This window comes from Variovorax jilinensis, assembly GCF_030316885.1.
Classification (GTDB): Bacteria; Pseudomonadota; Gammaproteobacteria; order Burkholderiales; family Burkholderiaceae_C; genus Variovorax; species Variovorax jilinensis.
In genome coordinates, this window is the sequence record NZ_JASZYQ010000002.1 from 732,069 (window position 1) to 749,068 (window position 17,000).

The 17,000-nt window shown below is 66.5% G+C and carries 15 protein-coding genes; 3 read left to right on the forward strand and 12 right to left on the reverse strand.

The annotated features are described in order from the left end of the window. Positions 1 to 81: 81 nt before the first annotated feature. Entirely contained in the window at positions 82 to 1,188 is a 1,107-nt protein-coding gene (locus QTH87_RS10595) for an S-(hydroxymethyl)glutathione dehydrogenase/class III alcohol dehydrogenase (protein ID WP_286608868.1), read from the reverse strand. A 64-nt stretch (positions 1,189 to 1,252) separates the two neighbouring features. On the opposite strand from QTH87_RS10595, the gene aroQ reads away from it, so the two are divergent. Genes aroQ through QTH87_RS10610 form a run of 3 tightly spaced genes read left to right on the forward strand, consistent with a single transcriptional unit; the run spans position 1,253 to position 3,488 of the window. Continuing rightward, on the forward strand, positions 1,253 to 1,708 hold the full coding sequence (gene aroQ, locus QTH87_RS10600; protein ID WP_286608869.1) for a type II 3-dehydroquinate dehydratase: 456 nt from the start codon (positions 1,253 to 1,255) through the stop codon (positions 1,706 to 1,708). Continuing rightward, positions 1,705 to 2,817, forward strand: coding sequence for a mandelate racemase/muconate lactonizing enzyme family protein (locus tag QTH87_RS10605; RefSeq protein ID WP_286608870.1), 1,113 nt, complete (start codon positions 1,705 to 1,707; stop codon positions 2,815 to 2,817). Before aroQ ends, QTH87_RS10605 begins: the two co-directional genes overlap by 4 nt. Next, complete coding sequence (locus QTH87_RS10610) at positions 2,814 to 3,488, forward strand: DNA-3-methyladenine glycosylase I (protein WP_286608871.1); 675 nt, start codon at positions 2,814 to 2,816, stop codon at positions 3,486 to 3,488. The genes QTH87_RS10605 and QTH87_RS10610 overlap by 4 nt, the downstream gene beginning before the upstream one ends. Positions 3,489 to 3,534: 46 nt before the next feature. Here the strand turns inward: QTH87_RS10610 and QTH87_RS10615 are convergent, their stop codons facing one another. The 11 genes from QTH87_RS10615 to QTH87_RS10665 form a co-directional block, all read right to left on the reverse strand. Beyond that, positions 3,535 to 5,073 (reverse strand): SpoVR family protein, encoded by a 1,539-nt coding sequence (locus QTH87_RS10615; protein ID WP_444812776.1) that lies wholly within the window; start codon positions 5,071 to 5,073, stop codon positions 3,535 to 3,537. 11 nt (positions 5,074 to 5,084) lie between these two features. Then, positions 5,085 to 6,368 (reverse strand): YeaH/YhbH family protein, encoded by a 1,284-nt coding sequence (locus QTH87_RS10620; RefSeq protein WP_444812777.1) that lies wholly within the window; start codon positions 6,366 to 6,368, stop codon positions 5,085 to 5,087. A 27-nt stretch (positions 6,369 to 6,395) separates the two neighbouring features. Next, positions 6,396 to 8,318, reverse strand: coding sequence for a PrkA family serine protein kinase (locus QTH87_RS10625; RefSeq protein WP_286609069.1), 1,923 nt, complete (start codon positions 8,316 to 8,318; stop codon positions 6,396 to 6,398). Between the two features lie 468 nt (positions 8,319 to 8,786). Next, entirely contained in the window at positions 8,787 to 9,932 is a 1,146-nt protein-coding gene (gene dnaJ / locus QTH87_RS10630) for a molecular chaperone DnaJ (RefSeq protein WP_286608874.1), read from the reverse strand. 104 nt (positions 9,933 to 10,036) lie between these two features. Next, the gene (gene dnaK, locus QTH87_RS10635) at positions 10,037 to 11,968 is read right to left on the reverse strand and encodes a molecular chaperone DnaK (RefSeq protein WP_286608875.1); all 1,932 of its coding nucleotides are present in this window, start codon (positions 11,966 to 11,968) and stop codon (positions 10,037 to 10,039) included. A gap of 106 nt (positions 11,969 to 12,074) precedes the next feature. After that, a complete protein-coding gene (gene grpE, locus QTH87_RS10640) occupies positions 12,075 to 12,641 on the reverse strand; it encodes a nucleotide exchange factor GrpE (protein WP_286608876.1) in 567 nt (188 codons plus the stop codon). A 263-nt stretch (positions 12,642 to 12,904) separates the two neighbouring features. Beyond that, a complete protein-coding gene (locus tag QTH87_RS10645; RefSeq protein WP_286608877.1) occupies positions 12,905 to 13,255 on the reverse strand; it encodes an FKBP-type peptidyl-prolyl cis-trans isomerase in 351 nt (116 codons plus the stop codon). Positions 13,256 to 13,343: 88 nt separating this feature from the next. Further along, complete coding sequence (locus QTH87_RS10650) at positions 13,344 to 13,670, reverse strand: winged helix-turn-helix transcriptional regulator (RefSeq protein ID WP_286608878.1); 327 nt, start codon at positions 13,668 to 13,670, stop codon at positions 13,344 to 13,346. A 143-nt stretch (positions 13,671 to 13,813) separates the two neighbouring features. Continuing rightward, on the reverse strand, positions 13,814 to 14,689 hold the full coding sequence (asd, locus tag QTH87_RS10655; protein ID WP_286608879.1) for an archaetidylserine decarboxylase: 876 nt from the start codon (positions 14,687 to 14,689) through the stop codon (positions 13,814 to 13,816). 131 nt (positions 14,690 to 14,820) lie between these two features. Continuing rightward, positions 14,821 to 15,834 carry a Bug family tripartite tricarboxylate transporter substrate binding protein gene (locus tag QTH87_RS10660; protein WP_286608880.1) on the reverse strand — a complete coding sequence of 338 codons (1,014 nt, stop codon included), beginning with the start codon at positions 15,832 to 15,834 and terminating at the stop codon, positions 14,821 to 14,823. Between the two features lie 41 nt (positions 15,835 to 15,875). After that, positions 15,876 to 16,979, reverse strand: a complete 1,104-nt coding sequence (locus tag QTH87_RS10665) for a lactonase family protein (protein ID WP_286608881.1) — start codon at positions 16,977 to 16,979, stop codon at positions 15,876 to 15,878. Between the last annotated feature and the right edge of the window lie 21 nt (positions 16,980 to 17,000).

Sequence of the window (17,000 nt, forward strand, 5' to 3'; positions counted from 1 at the left end):
GAACCGGCTTCGACGGGCCGCTGGTATCGCCCCCGGCCGGGGGTGGGCGGCTACACGAAGTGAGCCAACCTGGGGGCGAGCTCAATACAGAACCACGCCGCGAATCGATTCGCCGCTCTTCATCAGGTCGAAGCCCTTGTTGATGTCTTCCAGCGGCATGGTGTGCGTGATCAGGTCGTCGATGTTGATCTTGTTCTCCATGTACCAGTCGACGATCTTCGGCACGTCGGTGCGGCCGCGCGCGCCGCCGAAGGCCGAGCCTTCCCACTTGCGGCCGGTGACCAGCTGGAACGGCCGCGTGCTGATCTCGGCGCCCGCCTCGGCCACGCCGATGATGATGCTGCGGCCCCAGCCCTTGTGCGTGCACTCGAGCGCCTGGCGCATCACCTGCGTGTTGCCGATGCACTCGAAGCTGTAGTCGGCGCCGCCGTCGGTCAATTGCACGATGGCATCGACCACGTTGGGCACTTCCTTGGGGTTGATGAAGTGCGTCATGCCGAACTTGCGGGCCATTTCCTGGCGCGCCGGGTTGATGTCGACGCCGATGATCTTGTCGGCACCCACCATCTTCGCGCCCTGGATCACGTTGAGGCCGATGCCGCCCAGGCCGAACACCACCACGTTGGCGCCGGCTTCCACCTTGGCCGTGAAGATCACGGCGCCGATGCCGGTCGTGACGCCGCAGCCGATGTAGCAGACCTTGTCGAAGGGCGCGTCCTCGCGGATCTTGGCCAGCGAGATCTCGGGCGCCACCGTGTAGTTGCTGAAGGTGCTGGTGCCCATGTAGTGGAAGATCGGCTTGCCGTCCAGGCTGAAGCGGCTGGTGGCGTCGGGCATCAGGCCCTTGCCCTGGGTGCCGCGGATCAGCTGGCACAGGTTGGTCTTGCGGCTCAGGCAGAACTTGCACTGGCGGCATTCGGGCGTGTAGAGCGGAATGACGTGGTCGCCCTTCTTGAGCGTGGTGACGCCGGGGCCGACATCGACCACGATGCCCGCGCCCTCGTGGCCCAGGATGGCCGGGAAGATGCCTTCGGGATCGGCGCCCGAGAGCGTGTAGTAGTCGGTGTGGCAGATGCCGGTGGCCTTGATCTCGACCAGCACCTCGCCGAACTTCGGGCCTTCGAGGTCGACCGTCTCGATGGTCAGGGGGGCGGCGGCTTTCCAGGCGACGGCGGCTTTGGTTTTCATGGTTCCTGCGGTTTCGTTGCGGTAGCCGGGCACTATAAGATGCCCGGCTCCGGAGTGCGATGTCATGAAGAAAATCCTTGTCCTGAACGGCCCGAACCTCAATCTGCTCGGCACGCGCGAGCCTGCGCAATACGGCTACGAGACCCTGGCCGACGTCGAGCGCATGTGCGCCGAGGCCGGCACCAGGCTCGGCGTCGAGATCGAATGCCGCCAGTCCAACCACGAAGGCTTCCTGATCGACTGGATCCACGAGGCCGGGCGCGAGGTCGCGGCCGGGCGCATGCTCGGGGTGGTGATGAACCCGGGCGCCTACACCCACACCTCGATCGCGCTGCACGACGCCATCAAGGGCGCCAGCGTGCCGCTGATCGAGCTGCACATCTCGAACGTGCATGCGCGCGAGGAATTCCGCCACCATTCGTTCATCTCGCCGGCGGCGCGCGGGATCATCGTCGGCCTTGGCGTCAAGGGCTATCCGCTGGCGATCGAGGCGCTGCTGCGCGTGAGCGAGACGAAGTGAAGATCAGGTCGGTCGAGCCCTTCATCCTGCACGTGCCGGTCACGGGCAGCCAGATCGCCGACAGCACGCACACGATCACGCACTGGGGTGTGGTCGGCGCCCGCATCGAGACCGAGGACGGCCTGGTCGGCCACGGCTTCACGGGCACCCATGCGCACCTGGCCAGCGACCAGCTCGTCACGCGCTGCATCGCCACCTGCCACGCGCCGCTGCTGATCGGCGAGGACGCCGGCGACGTGCACCGCCTCTGGCGCAAGCTGGCGCGCGACCCCGCGCTGCAGTGGGTGGGCCGGGCCGGCATCACGACGCTGTCGCTGGCCGCGATCGATGTCGCGCTCTGGGACCTGAAGGCCAAGGCGGCCGGCGTGCCGCTCTGGAAGCTGCTCGGCGGCCAGGTGCGGCCGAAGGTGAGGGCCTACAACACCGACATCGGCTGGCTCAGCATCGCCGACGACCAGCTGGTCGCGGGTGCCCGGCGTGCGGTCGACGACGGCTTCACGGGCATCAAGATCAAGGTCGGGTCGAGCGTCGACCGCGACCTGCGCCGGCTCGAGGCGGTGCGCGAGGCGATCGGTCCCGGCGTCACGCTCGCGATCGACGGCAACGGCAAGTGGGACCTCGCCACCTGCCTGCGCTTTTGCCGCGGCGCCGAGCCCTTCGACGTCTTCTGGTTCGAGGAGCCGCTCTGGTACGACGACGTCAAGGGCCATGCACAGCTCGCACGTGCCACGCGCATCCCGGTGGCGCTCGGCGAGCAGCTCTACACGGCGGACGCCTTCTCCGAGTTCTTCGCCCAGCAGGCGATCCACTGGGTCCAGCCCGACGTCACGCGGATGGGCGGCATCACCGAGGTGCTGCAGGTCTGCGAGGCCGCGCATGCCTTCCGCCTGCCGGTCGCACCGCATGCGGGCGACATGAGCCAGGTGCACGTGCACCTGAGCTTCGCCCATCCGGCCTGCGAGGTGCTCGAATACATCCCGTGGATCAAGGACTGCTTCACCGAACCGGCCGAGGTGGTCGACGGCCACTTCCGCCTGCCCCAGCAGCCCGGCGCCGGCACCACGCCGACCGCGGCCGCCTGGCAGACGCTGCGGCGCCCGACCGAATGACGGCCAGGGAACGCGCGGGCCTGTTCGCGGGCGAGGACGGCGCCTGGCGCTGCCGCTGGTGCGCCGCCACGCCGACCTACCAGGCCTACCACGACAGCGAATGGGGCTTTCCGGTCACCGACGATCGGCGCCTGTTCGAGAAGCTCTGCCTGGAGGGCTTCCAGGCCGGACTCAGCTGGCTCACGATCCTCAACAAGCGCGAGGCCTTCCGGCGCGGCTTCGCGAACTTCGAGGCCGAGCGCATGGCGCGCTTCGGCCCCGCGGACGTCGAGCGGCTGCTGGCCGACGCCGGCATCGTGCGTCACCGGGGCAAGATCGAATCGGCGATCAACAACGCGAAGCGCGTGATCGAGTTGCGCGCCGAGTTCGGTTCTCTGGCGGCCTATGCCTGGGGCTTCGAGCCTGCGCCGGCCTCGCGGCCGAAGCGCATCACGCATGCGGTGCTGCAGACCTTCACCACCTCGGCCGAATCGGTCGCGATGTCGAAGGACCTCAAGAAGCGCGGCTGGAGCTTCGTCGGCCCGACCACCGTCTATGCCTTCATGCAGGCGATGGGGCTGGTCAACGACCATGTCGAGGGCTGCCAGGCACGCGAACTAGCGCTGGCGGCGCGCGCCAAGCTCGTGCCGCCAGGCCCGAAGCCATCGAAGGGTGCAAAGAGCGGCGGCTAGGGGACGGCTGGGAGCGCCGGCTGAAGAAGTGCGTCGGCGCGGTTCGTCAGGCCGCCTGCGGCCCCGCGACCTTGCGGTGATTCACCCGGCCCTGCGTGTCCACGCTCTCGAGGTGGACGTCGAAGCCCCACAGCCGCGCCACGTGCTTGAGGACCTCGGTCGAATCATCGTGCAGCGGGCGGTTGTTGTGCTGCGTGTGGCGCAGCGTGAGGGAGCGGTCGCCGCGCAGGTTCACGCTCCAGACCTGGATGTTCGGCTCGCGGTGGTTCAGGTCGTACTGGCGCGACAGCGATTCGCGCAGCTGGCGGTAGCCGCTGTCGTCGTGGATGGCCGAGACCTCGAGTTCGGCCTCGCTCTCCTGGTCGCGCACCGTGAAGAGGCGGAAATCGCGCATCAGCTTGGGCGACAGGAACTGCCCGATGAAGCTCTCGTCCTTGAAGTTGCGCATCGCGTAGTCGAGCGACGTGAGCCAGTCGGTGCCTGCCAGGTCGGGGAACCAGCGGCGGTCCTCGTCGGTGGGCTTCTCGCAGATGCGGCGCAGGTCGGTGAACATCGCGAAACCCAGCGCATAGGGGTTGATGCCGCTGTAGGCCCGGTGGCCGACCGGCGGCTGGAACACCACGTTGGTGTGCGACTGCAGCCACTCCATCATGAAGCCGTCGGCCAGCAGGCCCTCGTCGTAGAGCGTGTTGAGCAGGGTGTAGTGCCAGAAGGTGGCCCAGCCCTCGTTCATGACCTGGGTCTGGCGCTGCGGATAGAAGTACTGCCCGATCTTGCGCACGATACGCACCACTTCGCGTTGCCAGGGCTCCAACAATGGTGCATTTTTCTCGATGAAGTAGAGCAGGTTCTCCTGCGGCTCGGCCGGGAAGCGGCGAGAGGCTTCCTCGTCTTCCGCCGTTCGGCCGGCCTTGCGCGGCAGCGTTCGCCAGAGGTCGTTGATCTGCTGCTGCAGGTGGTGCTCGCGCTCTTCGCGCCGCGCCTGCTCCTGGCCCAGCGACAGCCTCTGCGGACGCCGGTAGCGGTCGACGCCGTGGTTCATGAGCGCATGGCAGGAGTCGAGCAGGTCCTCGACCGGGCCGACCCCGTGCCGCTCCTCGCATTCGCTGATGTAGTTCCGCGCGTAGACCAGGTAGTCGATGATGGACGACGCATCGGTCCACATCCGGAACAGGTAGTTGCCCTTGAAGAAGCTGTTGTGGCCGTAGGCCGCGTGCGCGATCACCAGGGCCTGCATGGCCATGGTGTTCTCTTCCATCAGGTAGGCGATGCAGGGATCGGAATTGATCACGATCTCGTAGGCCAGCCCCATGTGGCCGCGCCGGTAGTTCTTCTCGGTCGAGATGAACTGCTTGCCGTAGGACCAGTGGCGGTAGATGACCGGCATGCCGACCGAGGCGTAGGCATCCATCATCTGCTCGGCCGTGATGATCTCGAGCTGGTTGGCGTAGGTGTCGAGCTTGTAGCCGCGGGCCACGCGCGCGATCTCGGTGTGGTACTGCTCGATCAGCTCGAAGGTCCAGTCCGAGGGGCTGGGCAGCGGGCTGCGCGCCTTGACGGGCTTCGTGCTGTCCGGGGCTTCCAGGGGAGTGTCGTTCACGCCGGGCCTCTTTCTTTCTTGAACAGCTCGCGGAACACCGGGTAGATGTCCTGCGCGTCGCTCACCTTGCGCATCGCGAAGTTCTTGTGCGAGCCGGCCAGCTGGGTGTATTCCTCCCACATGTTCTGCTCGGCTTCGGCCACCTGCACGTAGGCGTAGTAGCGCACCAGGGGCAGCAGGTGGTCGGCCAGCAGTTCGCGGCAGCGGCCGCTGTCCTGGTGCCAGTTGTCGCCGTCGCTGGCCTGGGCGCCATAGATGTTCCACTCGTTGCTCGGGTAGCGTGCCCGCACGATGTCGAGCATCAGCGTCAGCGCGCTCGACACCACGGTGCCGCCGGTCTCGGTGGCGTGGAAGAACTCGTCCTCGGTCACTTCGGAGGCCTGCGTGTGGTGGCGGATGAAGACCAGGTCGATCTTCTCGTAGTGCCGCGTGAGGAACAGGTACAGCAGCATGAAGAAGCGCTTGGACATGTCCTTGCGCGCTTCGTCCATCGAGCCCGACACGTCCATCAGGCAGAACATCACGGCCTTGGCCGAGGGCACCGGCACCTTCACGCGGTTGCGGTAGCGCAGGTCGATCGGGTCGAGGAAGGGCACGTGCCGCGCCTTGCCGCGCAGTTCTTCGAGCTTTTCCTCGGTCTCGCGGATCTCGCGCTGCACCAGGGCGTCGGCGTGGCGCGGGCTGCGCTGCAGGTGCAGCAGGTGCGCCTCGAGCTCGCGAATCTCGCGCCGCGAATCGCCGCCGAGCGCGATGCGCCGCGCGAGCGCGCCGCGCATCGAGCGCACCACGTGCAGATTGCTGGGGTTGCCGTCGCTGACGAAGCCGGCCCGGTGGCTCTTCCACTCGGGCACCTCGGCCAGCTGAGTGCGGATCAGGTGGGGCAGGGCGAGGTCCTCGAAGAAGACCCGCATGAACTCTTCCTTGGTCAGGCTGAAGACGAAATCGTCCTCGCCGCCTTCGCCATCGCCGGCCTTGGAGCCCTTGCCGGCGCCGCCGCCGCCCTGCGGCCGTTCGATGCGGTCGCCCTTGACGTACTCGGTGTTGCCGGGGTGCACGTACTCGCGGTCGCCACCCTGGCCGTGCCCGAACACGGGCTCGGACACGTCGCGCTTGGGCAGCGTGATGTCCTCGCCCTGCTCGAGGTTGCGGATGCCGCGGCCGCTGACCGCACGCTTGACCGCTTCGCCGATCTGTTCGCGGTAGCGGCGCAGGAAACGTTCGCGGTTGCCGATGGACTTGTTCTTGCCCGACAACCGGCGGTCGATGATCTGCTGCAGCATGGCCACGGACAGAACTCCTTCAGTTCACTATGAACTCTTGCGAACGCGCAGATACCACTCGCACAGCAGGCGAACCTGCTTGGCCGTATAGCCCTTCTGGACCATGCGGTTGACGAAGTCCTCGTGCTTCTTCATCTCGTCGGCGCTGCTCTTGGCGTTGAAGCTGATCACGGGAAGCAGCTCCTCGGTGTTCGAGAACATCTTCTTCTCGATCACGGTGCGCAGCTTCTCGTAGCTGGTCCACAGCGGATTCTTGCCCGCGTTGCCGGCCCGCGCGCGCAGCACGAAGTTGACGATCTCGTTGCGGAAGTCCTTCGGGTTGCTGATGCCGGCGGGCTTCTCGATCTTCTCGAGCTCGGCGTTGAGCGAGCCGCGGTCGAAGACCTCGCCGGTGTCCTGGTCGCGGTACTCCTGGTCCTGGATCCAGTAATCGGCGTATGTGACGTAGCGGTCGAAGATGTTCTGTCCGTACTCCGAGTAGCTCTCGAGGTAGGCGGTCTGGATTTCCTTGCCGATGAACTCCGCATAGCGCGGCGCCATCTGCTCCTTGATGTAGGACAGGTACTTCTGCTCGGTCTCGGCGGCGAACTGCTCGCGCTCGATCTGCTGCTCGAGCACGTACATGAGGTGCACCGGGTTGGCCGCGACCTCGCTGCTGTCGAAGTTGAAGACCTTCGAGATGATCTTGAACGCAAAGCGCGTGGAGACGCCGCTCATGCCCTCGTCGACGCCCGCGTAGTCGCGGTACTCCTGCATCGACTTGGCCTTCGGGTCGGTGTCCTTGAGGTTCTCGCCGTCGTAGATCTGCATCTTGCTGAAGATGCTCGAGTTCTCGGGTTCCTTCAGCCGCGTCAGCACCGAGAACTGGGCCATCATGCGCAGCGTGCCGGGTGCGCAGGGCGCCGCCGCGAGGGACGAATTGCGCACCAGCTTCTCGTAGATCTTGATCTCTTCCGAGACCCGCAGGCAGTAGGGCACCTTGACGATGTAGATGCGGTCGAGGAAGGCCTCGTTGTTCTTGTTGTTGCGGAAGGCCTTCCATTCGCTCTCGTTGCTGTGGGCCAGCACGATGCCGTCGAACGGGATGGCGCCGAAGCCCTCGGTGCCCTTGAAGTTGCCTTCCTGGGTGGCCGTCAGCAGCGGATGCAGCACCTTGATCGGCGCCTTGAACATCTCGACGAACTCGAGCAGGCCCTGGTTCGCGAGGCACAGGCCGCCCGAGTAGGCGTAGGCGTCGGGATCGTCCTGTGCGTAGTCCTCGAGCTTGCGGATGTCGATCTTGCCGACCAGCGAGGAGATGTCCTGGTTGTTCTCGTCGCCGGGTTCGGTCTTGGCGACCGCGATCTGGCGCAGCACCGAGGGATAGCGCTTGACGACCTGGAACTTGCGGATGTCGCCGCCGTATTCCTCGAGCCGCTTGACGGCCCAGGGCGAGAGGATGCGCTGCAGGTAGCGACGCGGGATGCCGTATTCCTTCTCGAGGATCTCGCCGTCCTCGGTGGCGTCGAACAGGCCCAGCGGCGTCTCGTTCACGGGCGAGCCCTTGATCGAATAGAAGGGCACGTGTTCCATGAGCTGCTTGAGGCGCTCTGCGATCGAGCTCTTGCCGCCGCCCACCGGGCCCAGCAGGTAGAGGATCTGCTTCTTTTCCTCCAGGCCCTGGGCGGCATGGCGGAAGTAGGACACCACCTGCTCGATGGCGTCTTCCATGCCGTAGAACTCCCGGAAGGCCGGGTAGATCTTGATTACCTTGTTGGCGAAGATCCGCGACAGCCGGGTGTCGTTGCGCGTGTCGACCAGTTCGGGTTCGCCGATGGCCTTGAGCATGCGCTCGGCGGCCGTGGCGTAGGCGATCGGTTCGCGTTTGCAGATCTCGAGATAGTCCTGCAGGGAAAGGACCTCTTCGCGCGTGCGCTCATATCGCGCTGCGAAGTTGCTGATGACATCCACCATAGACACCTCCATCGAGTCAGCCGGGCGCTGCCCGGGAAATCCGTGCTGCACACGTCGCATCGTTCGCAGGAATGGTGCCAGGTGAGGTGTGCACGCTTGGAAAAGATCCCTCGGGCATTGACTTGCTCAAAGCATAGAACAAACGACGCTTCGAGCAAATTGCTTTGCATATAAGAATTTCGCGACAGTCGATAAGTTCCAACGGATCGCACAGGCAAGCCACAAAGCTGACGGAAGGCCTTGACCGACGAGTCCATCCTACGAGGATGTCGTCGGTTCTGCACGGAGGCGTCCGGCCGGCCACTGTCGACGCCGCCTGCAGGTCATATGGATGGGCGCGAGTCATCTGTATCGAACTCAACGCGCGGCGCGGCGGCGCCGCCGACGGCCAAAGAAAAAGCGGCCCGCAGGCCGCCCAGGATGTAACACCTCCGAACGTGCAGCCGGCTCAGCCGGCGCGCGCGTTCAGCTGAAGAATTCCTTTGCCTTGTCGAACCAGCCCTTGTCGGTGGGGCTGTGCTTTTCGCCGCCCTTCCTGAGCGATTCGTCGAGTTCCTTCATGAGCTTGCGCTGGTGCTCGGTGAGCTTGACCGGCGTCTCGACGCGCACGTGGCAGTAGAGGTCGCCCGGGTAGGTCGAGCGCACGCCCTTGATGCCCTTGCCGCGCAGGCGAAACTGCTTGCCGCTCTGGGTGCCGTCGGGGATGTCGATCGCCGCCGCGCCCTTGAGCGTGGGCACGTTGATCTCCCCGCCCAGCGCCGCGGTCGTGATGCTGACCGGCACCACGCAGTGCAGGTCGTCGCCTTCGCGCTCGAAGATGTCGTGCTTCTTGAGGCGGATCTCGATGTAGAGGTCGCCCGGCGGGCCGCCGTTGGTGCCGGGCTCGCCGTTGCCGGTGCTGCGGATGCGCATCCCGTCGTCGATGCCGGCCGGGATCTTGACCTCGAGCGTCTTGTTGTTCTTGATCTTGCCCTGGCCGTGGCAGGTCGTGCAGGGCTCGGGGATGATCTTGCCCGAGCCGTGGCAGGTCGGGCAGGTCTGTTGCACGCTGAAGAAGCCCTGGCGCATCTGGACCGCGCCCTGGCCGTGGCAGGTGGTGCAGGTGATCGGCTTGGTGCCGGGCTTGGCGCCCGAGCCCTTGCAGGCCTCGCAGTCGTCCCAGCTCGGAATGCGGATCTGGGCGTCCTTGCCCTCGGCGGCTTCCTCGAGCGTGACTTCCATCGCGTAGCTCAGGTCGCTGCCGCGGAAGACCTGGCGCCCGCCGCCCTGGCGTGCACCGCCGCGGGCACCCCCGAAGACGTCGCCGAAGATGTCGCCGAAGGCCTCCGCAAAGCCGCCAAAGCCTTCCGCGCCGGGGCCGCCGCGCATGTTGGGGTCGACGCCGGCATGGCCGTACTGGTCGTAGGCCGCGCGCTTCTGGCTGTCCGACAGCATCTCGTAGGCTTCCTTGACCTCCTTGAACTTGGCCTCGGCATCCTTGCTGCCCGTGTCGCCGTGATTGCGGTCGGGGTGGTGCTTCATCGCGAGCTTGCGATAAGCCTTCTTGATTTCGTCCTCGCTCGCGTTCTTCGGGACGCCGAGGGTTTCGTAGTAGTCGCGTTTGGTGGCCATGGTCGGGGGTCGGTGGCGGTATCGGGTTCAGGCAGCTGGGGCAGGAAGCGAAAAAGGCTGGACCACCTGCAACGGGGGTCCAGCCTGGGTTCGGGGCGGGGGAATCAGCCCTTCTTGACTTCCTTCACTTCGGCGTCGACCACGTTGTCGTCGGCCGGAGCGCTTGCAGCTTCCGGGCCAGCGCCCGGGCCGCCGGCGGCAGCCGCCGCGCCCTGGGCGTCGGCGTACATCTTCTCGCCGAGCTTCTGGCTCGCGCTCATCAGCGTGTTGGTCTTGTCGTCGATCGCGGACTTGTCCTCGCCCTTGAGGGCTTCCTCGACGTCCTTGATCGCGGCCTCGATCTTTTCCTTCTCGCCTGCGTCGAGGCTCGCGCCGTGCTCGCCGAGCGACTTCTTGACGCTGTGCACCATGGCTTCGCCCTGGTTGCGGGCCTGGGCCAGCTCGACCTTCTTCTTGTCCTCGGCGGCGTTGAGCTCGGCGTCCTTCACCATCTTCTGGATCTCGTCCTCCGAGAGGCCCGAGTTGGCCTTGATGGTGATCTTGTTTTCCTTGCCGGTGCCCTTGTCCTTGGCGCCGACGTGCAGGATGCCGTTGGCGTCGATGTCGAAGCTGACCTCGATCTGGGGCGTGCCGCGCGATGCCGGCGGAATGCCCTCGAGGTTGAACTCGCCGAGCAGCTTGTTGCCCGCGGCGATCTCGCGCTCGCCCTGGAACACCTTGATCGTCACGGCCGGCTGGTTGTCCTCGGCGGTCGAGAAGGTCTGGGCGAACTTGGTCGGGATCGTGGTGTTCTTCGTGATCATCTTGGTCATCACGCCGCCCATGGTCTCGATGCCGAGCGACAGCGGGGTGACGTCGAGCAGCAGCACGTCCTTGCGGTCACCCGAGAGCACCTGGCCCTGGATGGCGGCGCCGACGGCCACGGCCTCGTCGGGGTTGACGTCCTTGCGCGGCTCCTTGCCGAAGAATTCCTTGACCTTGTCCTGCACCTTGGGCATGCGGGTCATGCCGCCGACCAGGATCACGTCGCTGATGTCGGACACGCTGACGCCGGCATCCTTGATGGCGGTGCGGCAGGGCGCGATGGTGCGCTCGATCAGCTCGTCGACCAGGCTCTCGAGCTTGGCGCGCGACAGCTTGATGTTCAGGTGCTTCGGACCCGATGCGTCGGCCGTCACGTAGGGCAGGTTGATGTCGGTGGCGGCGCCGTTCGACAGCTCGATCTTGGCCTTCTCGGCCGCTTCCTTGAGGCGCTGCAGCGCGAGCACGTCCTTGCTCAGGTCGACGCCCTGTTCCTTCTTGAACTCGGAAATGATGTAGTCGATGATGCGCTGGTCGAAGTCTTCGCCGCCCAGGAAGGTGTCGCCATTGGTCGACAGCACCTCGAACTGCTTCTCGCCGTCGACGTCCGCGATCTCGATGATCGAGATGTCGAAGGTGCCGCCGCCCAGGTCATAGACGGCGATCTTGCGGTCGGCCTTGTCGTGCTTGTCGAGGCCGAAGGCCAGCGCTGCGGCGGTCGGCTCGTTGATGATGCGCTTGACGTCCAGGCCGGCGATGCGGCCGGCGTCCTTGGTGGCCTGGCGCTGGCTGTCGTTGAAGTAGGCGGGCACCGTGATGACGGCCTCGGTGACCGGCTCGCCGAGATAGTCCTCGGCGGTCTTCTTCATCTTGCGCAGGATCTCGGCACTGATCTGCTGGGGCGCGAGCTTCTTGCCGCGCACCTCGACCCAGGCGTCGCCGTTGTCGGCCTTGGTGATGCTGTAAGGCATCAGGTCGATGTCCTTCTGCACTTCCTTCTCTTCGAACTTGCGGCCGATCAGGCGCTTGACCGCGTAGATCGTGTTGCGCGGGTTGGTGACCGCCTGGCGCTTGGCCGAGGCACCGACCAGCACTTCGCCGTCTTCCTGGTAGGCGACGATCGAGGGCGTCGTGCGGGCGCCTTCGGAGTTCTCGATCACACGCGTGGTGTTGCCTTCCATGATCGACACGCACGAGTTGGTGGTGCCGAGGTCGATGCCGATGATTTTGGCCATGTTGTTGCTCCTGGACTTCAGAAAATTAAGTTGTTGTGAACTTGTGGATAACCCGCGTCGATTCAAGGGACAGTGCGGGGATTTCCTGTGGATTCGTTGTTGCTCGTCAGTTCGGTGCGCTGACTGTCACGAGCGCCGGGCGCAGCACGCGCTCGGCGATGGTGTAGCCCTTCTGCAGGACGTTCGCGATGGTGTTGGGCTCCTGGCCCGGCGCCGGCACCACCGAGATCGCCTGGTGCTGATGCGGATCGAACCTCGCACCGGCCGGCGGCGCGATCTCGATCACCTTGTTGCGCTCGAGGGCGCTCTTGAGCTGGCGCAGCGTGGCTTCGGTGCCCTCGCGCAGCTGCTCGGCAGTGGCCCCGGGCAGCGCCAGGCCGGCCTCGAGGCTGTCGAGCACCGGCAGCAGGCTCTCGGCGAAGCTCTCGATCGCGAACTTCCGGCCCTTGCTGACTTCTTCGTCGGCGCGGCGGCGGGCGTTCTGGACGTCGGCCTGGGCGCGCAGGAACTGGTCCGACAGTTCGGCGTTCCTGGCCTGCAGTGCCGCGACCTCGGCCTGCGCTGCCGTCAGCGCATCGGCTTCGTTGGCGAACTGCGCCGCCTCAATTTCTTCGGGGCTGGGCGCGCCTTGCAGGGTGTCGGGGTGCTGAGGGGTGTTTTGCGGATCTGACATGCTCAAAAGCCGGCTGCCATGCCGGAAATCAATGAAAAACGAACAATAGCCAGCCATTTGGGGCTCGGCGGGGCGTTTTCAAGAAAAAAATGCGCCGGAAGCGGCGCGTTTCTTGACGTGATTCCTGCTGCGTCTCGGGGGCTGAGTGCCACGCGACGGAAAAGCGTGGCAGGGGATCAGGCCGGCGCCGGCGGCGCCGAGGCGTCCTGCGGCGCCCCTCGGGGGCAGCGAGCCCCACGCAGTGGGAGCGTGGGGGCTCTGTTTCAGTGGGCGTCGAGCAGTTCGACGTCGAACTTCAGGGTCGCGTTGGGCGGAATCACGCCGCCGGCGCCGCGGGCGCCATAGCCGAGGGCGGCCGGGATGATCAGGGTGCGCTTGCCGCCGATCTTCATGCCGGCGACACCTTCGTCCCAGCCCTTGATGACCTGGCCGGCGCCCAGCGAGAAGGCGAAGGGGTCGTTGCGGTCGCGGCTGGAATCGAACTTGGCGCCCTGCACGCCGTCGTTGAAGAGCCAGCCGGTGTAGTGCACGTGCACGTGCTGGCCGGGCTTGGCCTCGCTGCCGTCGCCGACGGTCGTGTCTTCGTATTGCAGGCCGGAAGGGGTGGTGGGCATGGAGCGCTCCTTGGGGGCTTGGATGGGAAACCGCGCAGTTTAACGATGCCGCCTCGGGGTCGGCCGCCGGACGGGGCGCCGTCTGCGCCTACGCGGCAGGCGGAGGGGCGATCTTCTTGACCTGCGCCTGCTGCCACTTGCCCGCGAAGGCCTGCAGATCGGACAGGCGCTTGAGCAGGTCCTGGCCGCTCAGCGTCAGGCTGTAGCCCTCGCTGCCGTGGTTCACGAGGCCGGCTTCGCGCAGTTCCTTGATGCGGGTATTGAGCGTGTTGGGGGTGATGCTGCCGACGCTGTCCTGCAGAAGGCGGAAGGTCTGGGGGTGGCCGTCGCGCAGCGCCCAGAGGACCCGCAGTGCATAGCGGGCTTCCAGCAGCGCGAGCAATTGGCTGACGGCTGCGTTTTCCTTGCTGCTCATCGACTTCATCTCCTCGGATCGCCGCGTGTTCTTGTGAGGGCGGGGGCTGCCCGTGATTGGCCGGCGACTATACCGCGAAAGCCTCTTTGCTACGAGTTTTATAGCTGCGATGTGAGGCCGGGCGCGGTCTGTGGCCCGGTGCCTTAGGCGGATCGATCTTCGGGCAGGCTGCCTTCGGCGTAGTCGGCCATGGCTTCGCCGAGGCGTACCGGACGTGCCGGCGCCCACGTCGGCTCGAAATGCAGCGCCGGGGCCGGGAACAGCATCACGACAGTCGAGCCGAGCAGGAAGCGCCCCATCTCCTCGCCCTGCGCGAGCGCGACCTGACGATCGTCGTAGCGCCATTCGCGCACCTCGCCGCCGCGCGGCGGGTTCACCACACCGTGCCAGACCGTCGCCATGCTGCCGACGATGGTGGCGCCGACCAGCACCAGCACGAAGGGTCCGCGCGCCGACTCGAAGACGCAGACCACGCGCTCGTTGCGCGCGAACAGACCCGGAACGCCGCGCGCCGTGGTGGGGTTCACCGAGAACAGGTCGCCCGGCACGTAGATCATGCGCAGCAGCCGGCCGTCGCAGGGCATGTGGATGCGGTGATAGTCCTTCGGGCTCAGGTAGAGCGTCGCGAAGCTGCCATGTGCAAACTGCGCGGCCAGCGCGGCGTCGCCGCCGACCAGCGCGGTGGTCGAGTAGCTGTGGCCCTTGGCCTGGAAGATCTGGTCGCCTTCGATGGCGCCGAACTGGCTGATCGCGCCGTCGACCGGCGAGATCAGGTCGGCGGGCGCCAGTGGCCGGGCGCCGGGCTTGAGGGCACGCGTGAAGAAGGCGTTGAAGCTCGCATAGCTCGCGATGTCGCTGTCCAGCGCCTCGCCCATGTCGACGCCGTACTTGGCGACGAAGCGGCGGATGATCCAGGTCGTGACCGCGCCGCGCTCCTTGCCCGCGACCCAGCCGGCGAATGTGGTCAGCGCCTGCTTGGGGAACAGGTATTGCGGCAGGACGGGCAGGCGATCGGACAAAGGCAGGCTTCCGGGGAAAAGGGGCAGGCGATTCTATCGATCGCATGCAGGCCGGCTTGTAGGACGAACAGGCCGGCGTGCCGCCCCCTCGGGGGGCAGCGACCCACACGCAGTGGGGGCGTGGGGGCCAGTTATTCAGGCTTGATGTTGGCCGCCTTGATCACCTGCGCCCACTTCTCGACCTCCGCCTTCTGGAAGGCCGCGATCTGCGCGGTCGTCATGTCGGCCGGCTCCATGCCGAAGCCCTTGAGCTTGTCCTGCATCTCGGGCTCGGCGAGGATCTTGCGGATGTCGCCGTGCAGCCGATCGACGATCGGCGCCGGGGTGGCGGCCGGCACGAAGATGGCCTGCCACGACAGCACGGAGTAGTCGTCGAGGCCCTTGATGCCCGATTCGGCCACGGTCGGCACGTCGGGCATGGAGGCCAGGCGCTTGGGCGAGGTGACCGCGATGGCGCGCAGCTTGCCGCTCTGGATGTGAGGGGCCGCCACCACGGTGGTGTCGAACATCATGTCGACCTGGCCGCCGATCACGTCCTGGATCGCCGGGCCGCTGCCCTTGTACGGCACGTGGTTGAACTTCACGCCCGACTTGTAGGCCAGCAGTTCCAGCGACAGGTGCTGCGAGGTGCCGATGCCGGCCGAAGCCGACGACAGGCCGCCCGGCTTGGCCCGGCTGGCCTCGACCACGTCCTTGAGCGTCTTGTAGGGGCTGGCTGCGGGCACCACCAGCACCGTCGGGTTGGTGCCGATCAGCGTCACGGGCGCGAAGGATTTGATCGGGTCGTAGCCGATCTTGGGGTACAGGCTCACGTTGATCGCGTGCGAGCTCACCGTGCCGCCGAGCAGGGTGTAGCCGTCGGGCGCCGCGCGCGAGGCGATCTCAGAGCCCACGCTGCCGCCTGCGCCGCCCTTGTTGTCGACGACCACGCTGGTGCCCAGCGTCGCGCCCAGCTTCTGGCCGATGAGGCGGCCCAGCACGTCGGTCGTGCCGCCGGCGGGGAAGGGCACCATGTAGGTGATGGCCTTGCCGGTGGGCCAGGTGCCCTGCGCAAAGGCGGGCAGGCCGGCGAGGCCGCCGGCCAGCGTGGCGCCGGCGGCGATCGCGCCGAAGGCTGCGGATCGGATCAGGGTGCGTCTTTGCATGTTGCTTGTCTCCTTGGGAATGGGTGGCGGGTTCGGTGTGTTCAGGGCAGGTCGACGATCTCGATCCAGTTCGGGTTCTTGCCCACCGCGATGCGTTGCGGCGCACCCAGCGCGCCGCTGGCCGGATCGATGGCGAAGAGCGCCACGTGATGCGACTCCTGACCGGCCGCGATCAGGAAGCGGCCACTCGGATCGATGGCAAAGCCGCGCGGCGTCTTCTCGGTCGCGGTCTGGCCCAGCGGCTGCAGCCGGCCGGTGGCGGCGTCGACCTTGAAGGCCGAGATCGTGCTCGACGTGCGTTCGGTCGCGTACAGGTAGCGGCCATCGGGCGTCAGGTGCAGGTCGGCTGCCCATGGCTTGCCGGTGAAGCCGGCGGGCAGCGTGGTGGTGCTCTGTTCGAGCGTGAGCGTGCCGCGCGCGGCATCCCAGGCATACACGTGCAGCCCCGCGTCCAGCTCGTTGAGCAGATAGATGCGGCGCTGGCCCTTGTCCCAGACGAAGTGGCGCGGGCCGCCCTTGGCCGCGGTCTGCGTCAGCGGCGGGTCGTTGGGCGACAGCAGGCCCTTGTCGGCGTCGAAGCGCCACACCGACACCTGGTCGGCGCCCAGGCTGGTGGCGAGCACGAAGCGGTTGCCGGCATCGGCGTGGATCGCGTGCGCGTTGGGGCCGGTCTGGATCAGCTGCGTCACCGCGCCGGGCGCGCCGTCCTTGCCGATGGCGTTGACCGAGATCGTGCCGCCGCCGTACGAGGCCGCGAACAGCCAGCGGCCGCTCGCGTCGAGGTCGATGTTGGCCATGCTGTTGGCCAGGGGCGCCTCGCCCAGCTTCTGCAGCTTGCCGCTGGCCGGATCGATCGTCAGGCTGGTCACGCGGAACGGCTGCGAGCGCAGCGCGGCGTAGAGCACGCGCTTGTCCGCGCTCACCACCATCGGCATCACCATGCCGCCCACCGGCACCGTCTGCACCGGCTCGAGAGCGCCACGCTGGCGGTCGAGCGAAAGCACCGAGATGTCCTGGCTGTCGGCATTGGCCACGTACACGTAGGTCGCGGCCGCCGCGGGGGCCGCGACGGCGATCGCGAGCAGGGCGGCCAGGCCCAGGCGGGCGAGGGAAGCGGGAGCTGAAGTTTTCGAGAAGGGCTTCATGTTCGATGTCTCTGGGTTCTT

Coding starts and splice junctions, on each gene's coding strand:
- QTH87_RS10595 (WP_286608868.1), bottom strand. CDS start 1,188: ATGAAAACCAAAGCCGCCGTCGCCTGGAAAGCCGCCGCCCCCCTGACC.
- aroQ (WP_286608869.1), top strand. CDS start 1,253: ATGAAGAAAATCCTTGTCCTGAACGGCCCGAACCTCAATCTGCTCGGC.
- QTH87_RS10610 (WP_286608871.1), top strand. CDS start 2,814: ATGACGGCCAGGGAACGCGCGGGCCTGTTCGCGGGCGAGGACGGCGCC.
- QTH87_RS10620 (WP_444812777.1), bottom strand. CDS start 6,368: ATGCTGCAGCAGATCATCGACCGCCGGTTGTCGGGCAAGAACAAGTCC.
- dnaJ (WP_286608874.1), bottom strand. CDS start 9,932: ATGGCCACCAAACGCGACTACTACGAAACCCTCGGCGTCCCGAAGAAC.
- dnaK (WP_286608875.1), bottom strand. CDS start 11,968: ATGGCCAAAATCATCGGCATCGACCTCGGCACCACCAACTCGTGCGTG.
- grpE (WP_286608876.1), bottom strand. CDS start 12,641: ATGTCAGATCCGCAAAACACCCCTCAGCACCCCGACACCCTGCAAGGC.
- QTH87_RS10645 (WP_286608877.1), bottom strand. CDS start 13,255: ATGCCCACCACCCCTTCCGGCCTGCAATACGAAGACACGACCGTCGGC.
- QTH87_RS10650 (WP_286608878.1), bottom strand. CDS start 13,670: ATGAGCAGCAAGGAAAACGCAGCCGTCAGCCAATTGCTCGCGCTGCTG.
- QTH87_RS10660 (WP_286608880.1), bottom strand. CDS start 15,834: ATGCAAAGACGCACCCTGATCCGATCCGCAGCCTTCGGCGCGATCGCC.
- QTH87_RS10665 (WP_286608881.1), bottom strand. CDS start 16,979: ATGAAGCCCTTCTCGAAAACTTCAGCTCCCGCTTCCCTCGCCCGCCTG.